This window comes from Dictyoglomus sp. SSW, assembly GCF_055181335.1.
This window is the reverse complement of sequence record NZ_CM143705.1, coordinates 1449136-1464303: the sequence shown is the minus strand read 5'-3', so window position 1 is coordinate 1464303 and position 15168 is coordinate 1449136. Positions and strand designations below refer to the sequence as shown.

At 32.0% G+C, this 15168-nt stretch carries 14 protein-coding genes and 1 other RNA gene; all 15 read left to right on the top strand.

What is annotated here, in order from left to right:
- Positions 1–7 precede the first annotated feature (7 nt).
- On the top strand, positions 8–595 hold the full coding sequence (locus ACY3JM_RS07210; RefSeq protein ID WP_463081879.1) for a GTP-binding protein: 588 nt from the start codon (positions 8–10) through the stop codon (positions 593–595).
- Positions 588–1361, top strand: a complete 774-nt coding sequence (argB, locus tag ACY3JM_RS07205; RefSeq protein ID WP_463081880.1) for an acetylglutamate kinase — start codon at positions 588–590, stop codon at positions 1359–1361. Before ACY3JM_RS07210 ends, argB begins: the two co-directional genes overlap by 8 nt.
- 18 nt (positions 1362–1379) lie before the next feature.
- Complete coding sequence (locus ACY3JM_RS07200; protein WP_463081881.1) at positions 1380–2771, top strand: GumC family protein; 1392 nt, start codon at positions 1380–1382, stop codon at positions 2769–2771.
- The gene (locus ACY3JM_RS07195; protein WP_463081882.1) at positions 2771–3874 is read left to right on the top strand and encodes a DegT/DnrJ/EryC1/StrS family aminotransferase; all 1104 of its coding nucleotides are present in this window, start codon (positions 2771–2773) and stop codon (positions 3872–3874) included. Before ACY3JM_RS07200 ends, ACY3JM_RS07195 begins: the two co-directional genes overlap by 1 nt.
- 15 nt (positions 3875–3889) lie before the next feature.
- Positions 3890–4879, top strand: coding sequence for a UDP-glucose 4-epimerase GalE (galE, locus tag ACY3JM_RS07190; RefSeq protein ID WP_463081883.1), 990 nt, complete (start codon positions 3890–3892; stop codon positions 4877–4879).
- A gap of 24 nt (positions 4880–4903) precedes the next feature.
- Positions 4904–5365 (top strand): SsrA-binding protein SmpB, encoded by a 462-nt coding sequence (smpB, locus tag ACY3JM_RS07185; protein WP_463081884.1) that lies wholly within the window; start codon positions 4904–4906, stop codon positions 5363–5365.
- Position 5366: 1 nt separating this feature from the next.
- Positions 5367–5718: a transfer-messenger RNA gene (gene ssrA / locus ACY3JM_RS07180) on the top strand.
- 42 nt (positions 5719–5760) lie between these two features.
- Positions 5761–7443 (top strand): N-acetylmuramoyl-L-alanine amidase, encoded by a 1683-nt coding sequence (locus tag ACY3JM_RS07175; protein WP_463111201.1) that lies wholly within the window; start codon positions 5761–5763, stop codon positions 7441–7443.
- Complete coding sequence (gene murI, locus ACY3JM_RS07170; RefSeq protein ID WP_463111200.1) at positions 7436–8236, top strand: glutamate racemase; 801 nt, start codon at positions 7436–7438, stop codon at positions 8234–8236. Before ACY3JM_RS07175 ends, murI begins: the two co-directional genes overlap by 8 nt.
- The gene (locus ACY3JM_RS07165; RefSeq protein WP_463111199.1) at positions 8226–9323 is read left to right on the top strand and encodes a M20/M25/M40 family metallo-hydrolase; all 1098 of its coding nucleotides are present in this window, start codon (positions 8226–8228) and stop codon (positions 9321–9323) included. The genes murI and ACY3JM_RS07165 overlap by 11 nt, the downstream gene beginning before the upstream one ends.
- Positions 9324–9328: 5 nt before the next feature.
- On the top strand, positions 9329–9745 hold the full coding sequence (gene glmS / locus ACY3JM_RS07160; RefSeq protein WP_463081888.1) for a methylaspartate mutase subunit S: 417 nt from the start codon (positions 9329–9331) through the stop codon (positions 9743–9745).
- 2 nt (positions 9746–9747) lie between these two features.
- The gene (gene glmL, locus ACY3JM_RS07155) at positions 9748–11115 is read left to right on the top strand and encodes a methylaspartate mutase accessory protein GlmL (protein ID WP_463081889.1); all 1368 of its coding nucleotides are present in this window, start codon (positions 9748–9750) and stop codon (positions 11113–11115) included.
- Positions 11116–11127: 12 nt separating this feature from the next.
- Positions 11128–12579 carry a methylaspartate mutase subunit E gene (locus tag ACY3JM_RS07150; RefSeq protein ID WP_463081890.1) on the top strand — a complete coding sequence of 484 codons (1452 nt, stop codon included), beginning with the start codon at positions 11128–11130 and terminating at the stop codon, positions 12577–12579.
- Between the two features lie 4 nt (positions 12580–12583).
- Positions 12584–13834, top strand: a complete 1251-nt coding sequence (locus ACY3JM_RS07145) for a methylaspartate ammonia-lyase (RefSeq protein WP_463111198.1) — start codon at positions 12584–12586, stop codon at positions 13832–13834.
- Positions 13827–15167 carry an acyclic terpene utilization AtuA family protein gene (locus ACY3JM_RS07140; RefSeq protein WP_463081892.1) on the top strand — a complete coding sequence of 447 codons (1341 nt, stop codon included), beginning with the start codon at positions 13827–13829 and terminating at the stop codon, positions 15165–15167. Before ACY3JM_RS07145 ends, ACY3JM_RS07140 begins: the two co-directional genes overlap by 8 nt.
- Position 15168 lies beyond the last annotated feature (1 nt).

The following is a 15168-nucleotide window of genomic DNA, read 5'->3' as shown; positions in this document are numbered from 1 at the left end:
AAAGTTTATGGCTGTTTTAAATTATGCTGCAAAAGAGATTACTTGTAAGATTGTTTATTGTGGTCCCGGTTTAAGTGGTAAGACTGTAAATTTACAACAAATATACAAAATGGTTTCTCCTGATAGGAGAGGAGAATTAGTTTCTTTAGCTACAGAAACAGAAAGAACTCTATTTTTTGACTTTCTTCCTTTAGATTTAGGAACAGTTCAAGGTTTTAAATTGAGATTCCAATTGTATACAACCCCAGGTCAAGCTTTATATGAGGCAAGTAGAAAACTAATTTTAAGGGGAGTGGACGGGTTAGTTTTTGTAGTGGATTCTCAGAGAAGCAGATTGGAAGAGAATGTTAGAATTTTTGAAGCATTAAAAAGGGAGTTGGCAGCTGTTGGTTATGAGTTTAATAATTTACCATTTATTTTCCAATATAACAAAAGAGATTTGCCTGATATAGTAAGCGTTGAAGAGTTAAATGAGAAGCTAAATCCTGAAGGTAAATATAAATATTTTGAGGCGGTTGCAATAGAAGGAAAGGGAGTAATGGAAACATTGAAAGCTATATCTCAGGAGGTTTTGTTAAAGTTAACCCGTGGATAAGAAAAATATTAACTTAATAAAAATAGGTGGAAATCTTTTAAATAAGCTACACCTTTTTTTAAAAGAGATAAAAAATTTGCATGAAAAGGGAGAAAATTTTGTTTTGGTTCACGGTGGAGGAAAAGAAATTAATTTTTGGATGGAGAAATTTGGATTGGAGCCCAAATTTATAAAAGGAAGAAGAGTTACAGATGAGGAAACACTAAAAATTGTAGAGATGGTCCTATCTGGAGATATACAAGGAAAGGTTTTATCCCAAATGAAAAAAGAAAATATAAAGGCTGTTGGGATCAATGGTAAGTCTATTTTTTATTGTAAAAAATTATATATTGATGATATTGATCTTGGTTTTGTAGGAGAGGTTATTAATGTGGAATTGGAACCTATTAATGCTTTGTTAGAAAAGAGATATGTGATTGTAATATCATCTATAGGGGTGGATAACGAGGGAAATTCTTACAATATAAATGCTGACACTGCAGCATTATCCTTAGGAGTTTTTCTTAGAGTTAATAGGCTTATTTTCTGTACTGATGTTCCAGGAGTTATGATCAAAGAAGATGGTAAAGAAATAGTTATAAAATCTCTTAATGTAGATAAGGCTTTAGAACTGATAAAAAATGGAAAGGTAACTGGAGGAATGATTCCTAAGATTGAATCTTCTTTATTTGCTGTTAAAAATGGAGTAGAAAAGGTACAAATATGGGGAGGAGATGATTTCTCAAAAGTTTGGAATTATGAAGAGGGAACTTTATTCTATGTTTGAGAATAAGGGGGAAGGGTAATGAATGAAACAAGATATGATGACGAAATAAGCTTAGTAGAGCTTTTTTTTGTTGTTTGGCAAAGAAAAAAGCTCGTAATATCTTTATTTTTAATATCAACTATTATAGCTCTTCTTTATAGTTTACTTTCTCCTAAAATTTATGAATCTAAAGCTGTTATACTCCTTCCTACTCAAAATACTAGTAGTTCTTCCTTAGCAGCTTTGGCTCAAAGTCTTCCATTTTCTCTTGGTATTGGTTTTCCTACAACACCTTCAGCTAATTTGGTGGCCATTTTAAAAAGTAGAACAGCCGCAGAATATGTTTTTGATAAATTAAATTTAGAAAATTATTTTAAAGAGAAAACTAAAGAAGATGCTTTAGAAAAATTGATGAAAAGCGTTAAAATCACAACTAATGATAAAGAAAATACTATAACCATAACTGCAGAAGCCAAGGATCCAAAACTCGCATCGGACATAGCAAATACTTATATAGAAGCCTTAGAGAAGATAAATGCATCTCTTAATATATATTCAGCGAAGAGAACAAGAGAATTTTTAGAGAAGCAAATAGAGAGGGTTAAGAAAGAGCTTGAGATGGCTGAAAATCGCTTAAGAGAATTTCAAGAAAAAAATCTTATTTTTGATGTGAATGAGGAGGCAAAGACTGTTATTGATAATTTGGCAAAGCTGGAAGGTGAAAGACAGATAACTTTGGTATCTTTAAATGTAGCAAAGGAAAGTCTTGAAAATCTTAAAAATGAGCTTATAAAACAGCAAAAATTACAAAAAAAAGATTTACTTGCTATTACTTCTCTTACAGCCACATCAACTATTCTTTCTGATCTAAGAAATAAACTTATTTCTCAAGAATCAGAATTAGCTATGCTTACTATTGATTATGGGGAAAATCACCCCAAGGTAGTTTCAATGAAATATGCAATAGAGCAAACAAAGAAACTTTTGAGAGATGAATTAGAGAGAATATATAAAGCCATAAATGATACTTCCCTTTATGATCTGTTTAGCCTTCAGATTAATATTTTAAGTAATGAAGCAAAAGAAAAAGCGCTGAGTAGAATTTTAGAAGAATATCAAAGAAAACTTTCTAATCTACCAGAATTAGGTTTGCGATTAACAAAATTATTAAGGGATGTAAAGGTACAAGAAACCATTTATACCATGCTTTTGTCCCAATATGAACAAGCAAAAATAGACGAGACTAAGGAGATGGTTAACATATCAGTTCTTGATCCTGCAAAGCCACCCATAAAAAAATCAAAACCTTCTACCGTTCTTAATGTGCTTATAGCAGGAATAAGTAGCGTATTTTTAGGTATCTTTCTTGCTTTTTTCCTCAATTTTTGGGAAGGATTTAAAAGAGAATGGAGTAAATTGGGAGGTAAATAATGAATATTCCAGCTTTTGATTTGAAGAGACAATATAAAAAACTATCTTCTGAGTTATTGCCTGTTTTAGAAGAAGTAATGGCAAAGGGGCAATTTATATTAGGTGAGAATGTGGAACTTCTTGAGAAAGGACTTGCAGATTATTGTGGTACAAAATACGCAGTAGGAGTTGCTTCAGGTACTGATGCCCTTTTATTGTCTTTAGAAGCCTTGGGTATTGGAGAAGGAGATGAAGTTATAACAACTCCTTTTACTTTTTTTGCTACTTCAGAGATAATTTCTCTATTAAAAGCAAAACCAGTTTTTGTAGATATAGATTCTAAAACTTTTAATATAGATCCTAATAAGATAGAAGATGCAATAACCCCAAAGACAAAAGCTATTATTCCTGTACATCTTTTTGGACAGATGGCAGAGATGGATGATATTGAATATCTTGCTGAGAAATATAATCTTTATGTTATAGAGGATGCTTGTCAAGCTATAGGAGCGGAGTATAAAGGTAAGCGAGCTGGAAGTATTGGGAATACTGGATGTTTTAGTTTTTTCCCTACGAAAAATTTAGGTGCTTATGGTGATGGTGGTTTAATTACAACTAATGATGAAAAATTGTATGAAAAGATAAAGCTACTTAGAGTACATGGAAGTAGGAAAAAATATTATCATGAATTAATAGGTCATAATAGTAGATTAGATGAAATACAGGCTGCTATTCTTAGGATAAAATTGAAGTATTTAGATCATTGGATTGAGAGAAGAATAGAAATTGCGAAGATCTATTCGGAGGGTCTAAAAGATTTAGATATTAAAGTACCTGAAGTAAAGCCATATGTGAAACATGTATTCCATCAATACGTGATAAGAACTAAAAATAGAGATGAATTACAGGAGTATCTCGCTAATAAAGGTATTGGTACTGCTATATATTATCCTTTACCTCTTCATCTACAAGAATGTTATAAGGATTTAGGTTATAGAGAGGGAGATTTTCCTGAGGCTGAAAAAGCAAGTAAAGAAGTTATTGCATTACCGATGTGGCCAGAGCTTACCAATGAGGAAGTAGATTATATTATTGAATCAATCAGAGAATTTTTCATAAATTGAAGGAGGACTATCATAATGGGATATATACTAGTAACTGGTGGCGCAGGATATATAGGAAGTCATGTAGTTAAAGATCTTCTTAAAAAGGGATATGAAGTTTTGGTTTTGGATAATTTAGAGAAAGGGCATAAAAAAGCCATATTGTCTAAATATTTTGAGAATATAGATTTAAAAAATAAAGAAAAGGTAAAAGAAGTTTTTAATAAGTATAAAATTGATGCAGTTATGCATTTTGCAGCTTTGAGTACTGTAGGAGAGTCTATGCAAAATCCTGCTAAATATTACGAAAATAATATATTAGGTGGATTGAACATTTTAGAATCGATGAAAGATTTTGGAGTTAAATATTTTATTTTTTCTTCGACTGCAGCTGTATATGGCGAACCTAAAATTATTCCAATTCCAGAAGAACACCCTAAAAATCCTACTAATGTTTATGGATCTTCGAAATTGATGTTTGAAGAAATATTAAATTGGTATGATAAGCTTTTTGGGATTAAGTATATTTCTCTTCGATATTTTAATGCTGCTGGTGCAGATATGGAGGGAGAATTAGGAGAGGATCATAGACCTGAAACACATTTAATACCTATAGTCTTAAAAACAGCCTTAAAGCAAAGAGAATATGTAGAAATATATGGTACAGATTATCCGACCCCTGATGGTACATGCATTAGGGATTATATACATGTATCCGATCTTTCGAAGGCACACATTTTGGCTTTAGAAGCTTTATTAAATGAAAGGAATTCTGAGGTTTTTAATCTTGGTAATTCAAAAGGATATTCTGTCAGGGAAGTTATAAAAACTGCTGAAAAAGTTGTAGGTGAAAAAATTCCAATAAAAGAGGCACCAAGAAGACCTGGGGATCCGGCAGTGCTTATAGCAAGCTCTGATAAGATTAAAAAAGAATTACAATGGCAACCTGATTTTCCAGATTTAGAAACCATGATTTTATCTGCATGGAATTGGATGAAAAATCACCCCTTTGGATATTCGGAGTAAAATTTGATATAATTTATATAGAAAATGGCAAAGGAAAAAAAGATTGTAGCAGTAAATAGAAAAGCGAAGCATGATTATTTTATCTTAGAGACTTTTGAGGCTGGTATTTCCTTGACAGGTACTGAAGTAAAGTCTCTAAGAAGTGGTAAAGTAAGTATGCAAGATAGTTATGCTGATGTTAAAAACGGTGAGGTTTGGATTTATAATCTTCACATAAGCCCTTACGAGCATGGTAATATATATAACCATGATCCTAAGCGACCAAGAAAGTTATTGCTGAATAAGGATGAGATTGCTTATCTTGTAGGTAAAGTTAAAGAAAAGGGCTTGACATTAATTCCTTTATCTATATACTTTAATGAACGTGGTTGGGCAAAAGTAGAGTTAGGATTAGCAAAAGGTAAAAAGTTGTACGATAAAAGAAAAGATTTGGCAGAAAAAGCTGAAAGAAGAGAACTAGAAAGATTATATAAGATGAAGTATTAGTGGGGGCGATTGGTTTCGACAGGGAGTACAAGGATCAAAAGCTGCAAGCCGAGGTGCCGTTGCCTCGTAAAACAACGGCAAAAAAGAAGTGCCAACACAAATTTAGCATTAGCTGCTTAATTTAGCAGCTACGCTCTTCTAACCCGGGCTGGCAGGGTTAGAAGAGTGTCATAGTTAGCCAGCTGCCCCTCCTGATTCCCGTAAGGGAGGGTAAGATAATAGGGGATAGGCGCTTACAGAATCCTGCGGGAGGGAGTCTGTAAGGGCCGAAAATCTTAAAACTCCCGCTAAGCTTGTAGAGGCTTTTGGTTCTTGCTCTCTGGACGCGGGTTCGACTCCCGCCGCCTCCACCAAAATTATTAAAGTAACCATAATGAATTGAGGAGTTAACAAAGTTGAAGAAAGTAAGCATATATATTTTATTTTTTTTGTTTTTTAGTATTCATCTTTCAGCAATAATTTTGGGAGAAGAACCCTCTTCTCTTGAAATAAATTTTTTGGGCGAGAAAACTAAAATTCTTACTGTTTTGAAAATAAAAGATTCAGAAATATATATGCCTTTACCCTTGTTTGCATCAACCTTTAAATATGATTTTTCCCAAGAAAATAATAAGGTAGTTCTTTATCGAGAAAAAAAAGAGGTTTTTTCCGCAAACATTGGAGATAAAAAGTGCATAATAAATAAGAAAGAAACTACCCTTTTATATCCTATTATAAGAGAAGATGTTATATATTTTCCTTTGTCATCTTTTTTTAGATTATTGGGGTATAGAATCTATCTAAAAGAGAATACTATTTTTATTGTTCATGAAGTTTTAGAAATAAAATATTCTAAAAATTTACTATCTATAGCTTTTAAAGCAGAATCCCCTGTTGAAGTAAAAACTTTAGTATTGCAAAATCCTTCTCGCCTTGTGATTGACCTTTTAAATACAGTTTATATAAACAACAAAGGAGAAATTATACCTAAAGATGCTAATATTAAAAATATTCGTTTTTCCCAATTTAATGTAGCTCCTTATATTGTTAGAGTTGTAATAGAATTTAAAGATAAAATCCCTAATTATGATATTAAACTAAATGATGGTAATATTTATGTCAGATTTTTGGGAAATGATATAACAGAAGAGAAAACCCAAAAACAAAATACTAATGTTCAATCGGTATTAACAGATTTAAAATGGAAAGAGGAAAAGGATAGTGTAGATTTTTTTCTTACTTTTCTTGGAACTTATACCTTTCAGGAAAAAAAGATTTTATATGATCCTCCAAGAATTTATTATGATTTCATAGGTTCGACTTTTTCTTTGACTTCTCAAGAGTTAACCATAAATGTATATCCTGTTAAGATTTTAAGATTTGGTTTAAGAGATGAAGGTAAAAAGATTATGAGATTAGTTTTTGAGACATATACAGATTCAATTCAAACTGCGGAAGAAATAGGGGAAAATGCACTAAAAATATCTTTTAGAAAGGAAGCGCTAAGTTCAGAGGAAAATAAATTAGAAAATAATGATTTTACTATTTTTATTGATCCAGGACATGGAGGTACTGATCCTGGTGCTATATATGGAGATATTAAAGAAAAAGATATTAATTTGAAAGTCTCACTTAAACTTGCCGAAACCCTCAGACAGAAAGGTTACAATGTTATTCTAACACGTAGTGATGATTCTAATATTTCCTTGGATGATCGTGTAAAAATTGTTAATTCTTCTATAAACTTGAATAATAATCTTATCACATCTGCTTTGTTTATTAGTATTCATTCAAATGCAGCTTTTTCCAATGATGTTAGAGGTATTGAGATTTGTTATGCTACTGATTTATCAGAGAGATTAGTTAATATGCTTTTCAATATTTTCAACAGTAGTGGGTTTCTTGTTAGAAGAAGTATAAAAGGAAGGTTCTATGTACTTTCCAGAGTTCCTATACCATCTGTAATTATAGAAATGGGTTTTCTAACCAACGATGAGGATAGAAAATTATTGTTAAGAGATGAATATCAGGATAGACTTATAGAAAAGATTATTGAAGCTATAGAATTATATAGAAAGGGAGAAGTAAAAAATGAGTAAGAAGATTGGTATCTTAGATTCTGGTGTCGGTGGTCTCTCTGTTCTTAAAGAAGTTGTTGAAAGAAAAATTTACGATGAAGTTTATTTTTTAGGAGATACAAAATATTTCCCCTATGGTATTAAGAAGGTAGAATTTATTCAGGAAAGAGTATCAGAAATCGTGGAGTTTTTTACAAGATTGGATATTGGAGAAATTATAATTGCATGTAATACTGCATCAGCTGTTGCTTATGATTATTTACTCGATAAGTTTAAAGATTATAATATAAAGATATATAGTATTATATTAAGTGCTATTGACGGAATAAAAAATACAAATTGGAAAAAAATGGGCGTTCTTGCAACCCGTAGAACAAAAGAAAGTAAAATTTATCCTACTTTAATAAATAAGTTTGTATCCCAAGATATAGAAGTATATGTAAAATCTTGTAGTGAAGGCCCTCTTTTGGAAACTATTGAAAATGGGATAATAGATGGTGAAATAATAATAAACGAGCTTAAAAAATGTATAGATCCTTTAATTGATAAAGATATTGATGGATTAGTTTTAGGATGTACTCATTTACCTTTTATCAAACCTGTTATAGAAAGACTATATCCCCAAATTCCAATTATAGATCCATCCCAAGAGATATTAAGAATTTTGTCAAAAGAGGATTTGGCCAATCCTATTGTAAAAGTATATACCACAGGTGATTCTGTGGGATTTGAAAGAATATTAAATAAATTGCTTAACGTAGGATGGAAAGTAGAGCAGGTTGAAATTGAAAGGAGTGAAATGATTGCTAAGTAAAGAAAGACTCATTAATACTTTTTTTCAAATAATCAAAATACCTTCCCCTTCTCTTAAGGAAAAAGAGTTTTCTCAATTTTTAAAGAGTAGGTTAAAAGCATTAGGTTTGGAAGTTTATGAGGACTTTGCAGGTGAAAAAATAGGTGGGAGTTCAGGGAATTTAATAGCAATTATGAATGGTGAAGGAGAACCTTTTTTAATATCCGCTCATATGGATACAGTAGATCCCGGTGAAAATATAAATCCAAAGATTGAAGGTGATTACATAGTTAGTGACAAAAACACTATTTTGGGGGCTGATGATAAAGCTGCAATAGCAGCTATAATAGAGGCTATAACTGCAATAAAAGAAAATAATATTAAAAATAGAAAAGTAGAATTTCTTTTTACTGTTAGTGAAGAGATCGGACTTTTAGGGGCTAAAAACGTGGATCTTTCACTTTTACACGCAAAAGAGGGATATGTCTTAGATGGAGAAGGTGATGTTGGTACGTTAATACTTAGTGCCCCATATCATGATAGGTTTTATTTAAAGATATTTGGTAAAGCCTCCCATGCAGGTACCTCTCCTGAGAAAGGAATAAATGCTATTCTTCTTGCTTCTGAGTTTTTATTGAAACTTAAATGGGGAAGAATAGAAAAAGATGTAACCTCTAATGTTGGTATTATAAAAGGTGGAAGAGCTACAAATATAGTTCCAGAGGAAGTTTATCTGGAGGGTGAGTTTAGAAGTATAGATAAGAGTAAACTTAGTACACAATGGCAAAATATGGAAAAAGAACTTTCGGCATTAAAGGATAGAGGGGGAAGTTTTGATTTAAAGAAAGAAAGTCTTTACAAAGGTTTTTCTATTGATCCTAATGAAACATTAGTAAAGTATATAGAGAGCATATTAAATAAAATGGGAAAGAATCCAGTATTTACTTATACTATGGGAGGAAGTGATGCTAATATTCTAAATTCTTATGGTATAAAGGCTATAAATGTGGGGATAGGTATGGAGAATGCTCATTCTAAGGAGGAGAAAATTAAATTAGATAATCTTTATAATACATCTCTATTAATATTTAATCTTATTAAGGGGTGATTTTAGTGGGTGAGAGGACGGTGGTTCTCGGAGTAATAGGGGCGGATGTACATGCGGTTGGTTTAAGAATTTTGGATTATGCTTTAAGATCTGCAGGTTTTGATGTGGTTAATATTGGAGTTCTTTCTTCTCAAGAAGATTTCATAAAAGCAGCGATTGAATCTGATGCAAGAGCTATTTTAGTTTCATCTTTATATGGACATGCTGAGCTTGATTGTAGAGGATTCAGGGAAAAACTACAAGAGGCAGGTCTTGATAATGTATTGTTGTATATAGGTGGAAATTTGGGAATAGGCCAAAAAAATTGGGAAGAAGTGGAAAAGAAATTTAAAGAATTAGGATTTAATAGAGTATATCCACCAAAAACAATGCCAGATGAAGTTATTAGAGATTTAAAAAAAGATTTAGGATTAGATAAATAATTATGAAGGCAATCATATTTGATATAGGAAGTACATTTACTAAAGGTGTAGCTTTTGATTTAGATAAAAGTGAAATTATAGGGAGAGCAAAATATCCATCTACTGTAAATGAAGATGTAACGATAGGTCTTCAAAATGTAATTTCTGAAATAGAAAGACAAACTGGACTAAATATAAGGGATTTTAATATTAAAAAAGCTACAAGCAGTGCTGCTGGAGGTTTAAAAATAATTGCTATAGGTTTAGTTCCAGATTTAACTACTGAGGCAGCTAAGAAAGCAAGTTTAGGAGCAGGGGGAAAGGTAATTAAGATCTATTCCTATGAACTTACAAGTTCGGATTTGGACGAGATTCTTTATTTAAAGCCAGATATTATAATTTTGGCTGGGGGAACAGATGGGGGAAATAGATACTATCCAATAATAAATGCTAAAAAATTATCAAGGCTTCCCTTAAATATTCCTTTTATCTATGCTGGAAATAAAGATTTACAAGATGAAATAAAAAATATTTTTTTATCTAATAGTAAAGAAATATACATAACAGAGAATGTAATGCCTGAATATGGAGTTATAAATATAGAAAAGGTCCAAAATATTATCAGAGAGGTCTTTTTAAGAAACATTATACATGCAAAGGGATTAGATAAAGTGCAAGAAATAATAGACGGTATAGTAATGCCTACACCACTTGCTGTATTAAAGGGTTTGGAAAGTTTCTCAGAGATATATGGTGAATGTTTATTAATTGATGTGGGAGGAGCAACTACCGATGTTTGTTCTGTAGCAAAGGGAGAACCTACCCAGAATAATGTAATCTTAAAGGGATTAAAAGAGCCATATGTAAAAAGATCTGTGGAAGGAGATTTGGGGGTTAGAGTATCTGCACTATCTTTATTTGAGTCTGCAAAAAAAGATATTATAAAAAGTTTTTCACATGATAAGGTTAAAGTTATAGAGGAAAAAGTAAAATTTTTAAACATAAATACGAGTTATATTCCAAAAAATGATGAAGATTTACATTTAGACGCTATTCTTGCTTATTTTGCTGTAAAGATTGCTACAGAGAGACATGTAGGGCATATAGAAATGGTGTATACCCCTATGGGAACATTGCTTTTCCAATATGGGAAAGATTTAAGGGAATTGGATAAAGTGGTATGTACAGGTGGGCCTTTAATATATAATCCTTATAGAGTGGAAAGTTTAAAGGGTGTAATATATTCTAATGATGAACCTTTTATATTGAAGCCTAAAAATCCTACCTTTTATGTAGATAAGGAATATATAATGTTTGCTATAGGAGTAATCTCGGAGATCTATAAGGATAAATCTATGAGTCTTGTAGAAAAATATATAAACAAAGTATAGAGGGATGAGATTATGTTTATAAAAAATAAGAAATGGGATCATAAATATTTTCTTAATATGAGAGAAGATGTCTTGAATTCATGGCCTACAGGTAGAGAAGTTGATTTAAAAGAAGCCTTTTTATATTTAACATCTTTACCTAAAGAAAAGCAGACCGATTATGTATTGAGAGAAGCATCTCAGAATAATAAAACCTTATTACAACCAAGAGCAGGTATTCCAATTTTAAAAGATCATATTGTTCTTCTTCAATATTTACAAGATGAGGGAGGAGCAGATATCTTACCTACAACTATTGATAGTTATACTCGACAGAATAGATATAAAGAAGCACAATTGGGAATAGAAGAAAGTTTAAAAGAAGGAAGATATCTTCTTAATGGTTTTCCAGCTGTTAATTATGGAGTAAAAGCTTGTAGAGAAATCATAGAAAGTGTAAAAGTGCCTGTTGAAGTAAGACATGGTACTCCAGATGCAAGACTTCTTGCTGAGATTACTTTGGCTGCAGGTTTTACATCTTTTGAAGGGGGAGGAATTACTTACAATATTCCTTATGCTAAGGATGTTCCATTGGAAAATTCAATTTTATATTGGCAATATATAGATTATCTAGTAGGAATATATGCACAAGAAGGAATATTAATAAATAGAGAATCTTTTGGCCCTCTCACTGGTACTTTAGTTCCACCGTCTATCTCAATAAGTATTGGAATAATAGAAGCCATTCTTGCAGCAGAACAAGGAGTGAAAAGTTTTAGTGTAGGATATGGACAATGTGGTAATATTATTCAAGATGTAGCTTCAATAAAAATTTTAGAGAAACTAACAAGGGAATATCTTGCGAGTTTTGGTTATTATGATGTTCATATAACTACTGTTCTACATCACTGGATGGGAGGTTTTCCAGAAGATGAAGCTAAAGCTTACGCAGTTATAAGTTTCGGGACTATAGCTGGGGCTATATCGAAGGTAACAAAGATAATTGTAAAAACACCCCAAGAAGCTATTGGTATTCCCACAAAAGAAGCAAATGCTTCAGCCCTTAAGAATACTCGTCAGGTTTTAAATATGTTAGAAAACCAAAATTTTATAGATGAAGAGAAGTTAAGCCAAGAGGAATATATTATTGAAAGAGAAGTAAGATCTATCCTCAATAGGGTTTATGAAATAGGGAAAGGGGATATAGCTGTGGGAGCTGTTAAGGCTTTCTCTTCAGGAATTTTGGATGTACCTTTTGCACCAAGTAAATATACTTATGGAAGAGTAATGCCAGTACGGGATAATGAAGGTGCTGTTAGATTTTTTGATTTTGGAAATCTACCTTTTGACGAAGAGGTAAAAACTTTTCATAAGGAAAGATTGGAAGAGAGAGCTCGTTTTGAGAAAAGAGATGTAAGTTTTCAAATGGTACTTGATGATATCTATGCAATCAGTAAGGGAAGATTAATAGGAAGACCGAGGTAAATAAATGATTAAAGATGTACTATATTCGATAGGACTTTCTGGTTTCTATTTTGATGACCAAAGAGCTATTAAGGCAGGGGCTCGTGAAGATGGTTTCGCCTATAGAGGAGTACCATTAACTGAAGGTTATGAGGCTATAAGGCAGAAAGGAGAAAGTATATCTATTATCTTCATTTTGGAGGATGATCAGATAGCTTATGGGGATTGTACTGCTATTCAATATTCTGGTGCAGGAGGAAGAGATCCTCTCTTTAAAACTAGTGAATGGTTACAAATTTTGGAACAACATGTTTTTCCTTTTCTGTTAAAGGATGAATGGAAAAGTTTTAAGGATTTATGTGTTAAGATTGACAATTTCAAAATAAATGATCATAAGTTACATACCGCAGTAAGGTACGGAATTTCTCAAGCAATTCTTGATGTGTTTTCAAAACATTATAGGAAGACTATGACTGAGATAATAAGAGAGGAGTATAATTTAAATTTTGATATAAAGAGAATTCCAATTTTTGCTCAATCAGGAGACGATCGTTATATTAGTGTGGACAAAATGATACTGAAGAGAGTAGATGTTCTTCCACATGGTTTAATAAATAATGTAGAGACAAAATTAGGGTGGAGAGGAGAAAAACTAATAGAATATTTAGGCTGGCTCAAAGAAAGGGTAAGAATATTAGGAGAGGAAGGATATTTACCAATTTTTCACATAGATGTATATGGAACTATAGGTATAGCATTTAATTATAATATTGATGAAATAGTAGAATATTTAGCGAGGCTTGAAAAAATTTCATTTCCACATAAACTCAGAATAGAAGGTCCTGTTGATTTAGAAAATAGGGAGAAACAAATTGAGTTTTTAAGCAAATTGAGAAAAGAGCTAAAAGGAAGAGGTTTGGGAGTAGAAATAGTTGCTGATGAATGGTGTAATAGTCTTGAAGATATTAGAGATTTCATAAAAGCAGAGGCGGTTGATATGATACAAATAAAAACTCCTGTTTTAGGTAGTATTCATAATTCTATTGAGGCAGCTTTATATTGTAAAGGACATAACATTGGTACTTATATAGGAGGAAGTTGTAATGAGACAGATAGGTCTGCTCAAGTTTCTGTGCATATAGGTCTTGCAGTTCAAGCAGATCAGATATTAGCAAAACCTGGCATGGGAGTAGATGAGGGTTTAATGATAGTAAATAATGAAATGAATAGAACACTTCAAATTCTAAGAAGGAAGGGCTTAGTAAAAAGTGTTTAAAATCTATTCACCCACAGCAATTCTTGGATATGGTTTTCCAGAACAAAGTTATTATAATGCTTTAGAAATAAAGCCAGATTTAGTTGCTGTTGATGCTGGGTCTACTGATCCTGGCCCATATTATCTTGGAAGGGGTATCTCATTTGTAGATCGTGGTGCTACAAAAAGAGATTTAAAATACCTAATTAATATGGTTCATAAATTGGATATTCCATTATTTATAGGAAGTGCTGGGGGATGTGGCAGTAAATCATCTGTAGATTGGACCTTTGAAATAGTAAAGGAGATACTGGAAGAAAATAATTGGCACATGAAAATAGCTATAATATATACGGATATTCCTAAGGATAAAATAAAGGAATCCATAACTAACGGAAATATTAAAACCTTGGATGGTTCCTCAGAAGTTGGGGTAGAGGATTTGGAAAGTATTACGAATATTGTAGCACAAGTTGGTATTGATCCTTTTATAGAAGGTTATAAAAAAAGTGTGAATATAATAATTTGTGGACGAAGTTATGACCCTGCACCTTTTTCTGCTTTACCTATACATTATGGTTATTCTAAGGGATTATCTCTTCATTTAGGTAAAATATTAGAATGTGGGGCTATTGCAGCAGAACCAGGAAGTGGAAGAGATGGACTTATAGGTGTTCTCTTTGATGATCATTTTGAAGTATTTCCCATAAATGAGAATAGAAAGTGTACAGTTACATCTGTTGCTGCTCATACATTATATGAAAAAAGTGATCCTTATTTCTTACATGGACCAGATGGAATTATTGATTTGACAACTACCACTTTTACTCAAAAGGATGAGAAAACAGTTATTGTAAAGGGTTCAAGATTTATAGAAGGAAAAGAAAAGTGGTTAAAAGTAGAAGGGACAAAGTTTGTTGGAATAAGAGGTGTATGTATAGCAGGTATTAGGGATCCTATCATGATTTCACAAATAGATGAAATATTGGAGATTCAGAGAGAATTAGTAAGAGAAAACTTTAGAGATATGACGGATGATTACCAAATTTATTTTCATGTATATGGAAAGAATGGAGTAATGGGTGAATGGGAAAGATTTAATGGTGTATCTCATGAATTAGGTCTTGTTATAGAGGTCATAAGTAAGGATATTAATATAACAAAGATGATATTAGGATATATAAGATCTACGTTGCTTCATTATGGTTATAAAGGAAGAATAGCAACAGCAGGTAATCTTGCCTTTCCTTTCTCTCCTTCTGAGGTTATATGGGGGGAAGTTTTTGAGTTTAAATTATATCATCTTATAAAACTTGACGAATATGAATTTCCTATTAAAGTGGTAGAGGTATAGT

Coding starts and splice junctions, on each gene's coding strand:
- ACY3JM_RS07210 (WP_463081879.1), top strand. CDS start 8: ATGGCTGTTTTAAATTATGCTGCAAAAGAGATTACTTGTAAGATTGTT.
- ACY3JM_RS07200 (WP_463081881.1), top strand. CDS start 1,380: ATGAATGAAACAAGATATGATGACGAAATAAGCTTAGTAGAGCTTTTT.
- ACY3JM_RS07195 (WP_463081882.1), top strand. CDS start 2,771: ATGAATATTCCAGCTTTTGATTTGAAGAGACAATATAAAAAACTATCT.
- galE (WP_463081883.1), top strand. CDS start 3,890: ATGGGATATATACTAGTAACTGGTGGCGCAGGATATATAGGAAGTCAT.
- smpB (WP_463081884.1), top strand. CDS start 4,904: ATGGCAAAGGAAAAAAAGATTGTAGCAGTAAATAGAAAAGCGAAGCAT.
- murI (WP_463111200.1), top strand. CDS start 7,436: ATGAGTAAGAAGATTGGTATCTTAGATTCTGGTGTCGGTGGTCTCTCT.
- glmL (WP_463081889.1), top strand. CDS start 9,748: ATGAAGGCAATCATATTTGATATAGGAAGTACATTTACTAAAGGTGTA.
- ACY3JM_RS07150 (WP_463081890.1), top strand. CDS start 11,128: ATGTTTATAAAAAATAAGAAATGGGATCATAAATATTTTCTTAATATG.
- ACY3JM_RS07145 (WP_463111198.1), top strand. CDS start 12,584: ATGATTAAAGATGTACTATATTCGATAGGACTTTCTGGTTTCTATTTT.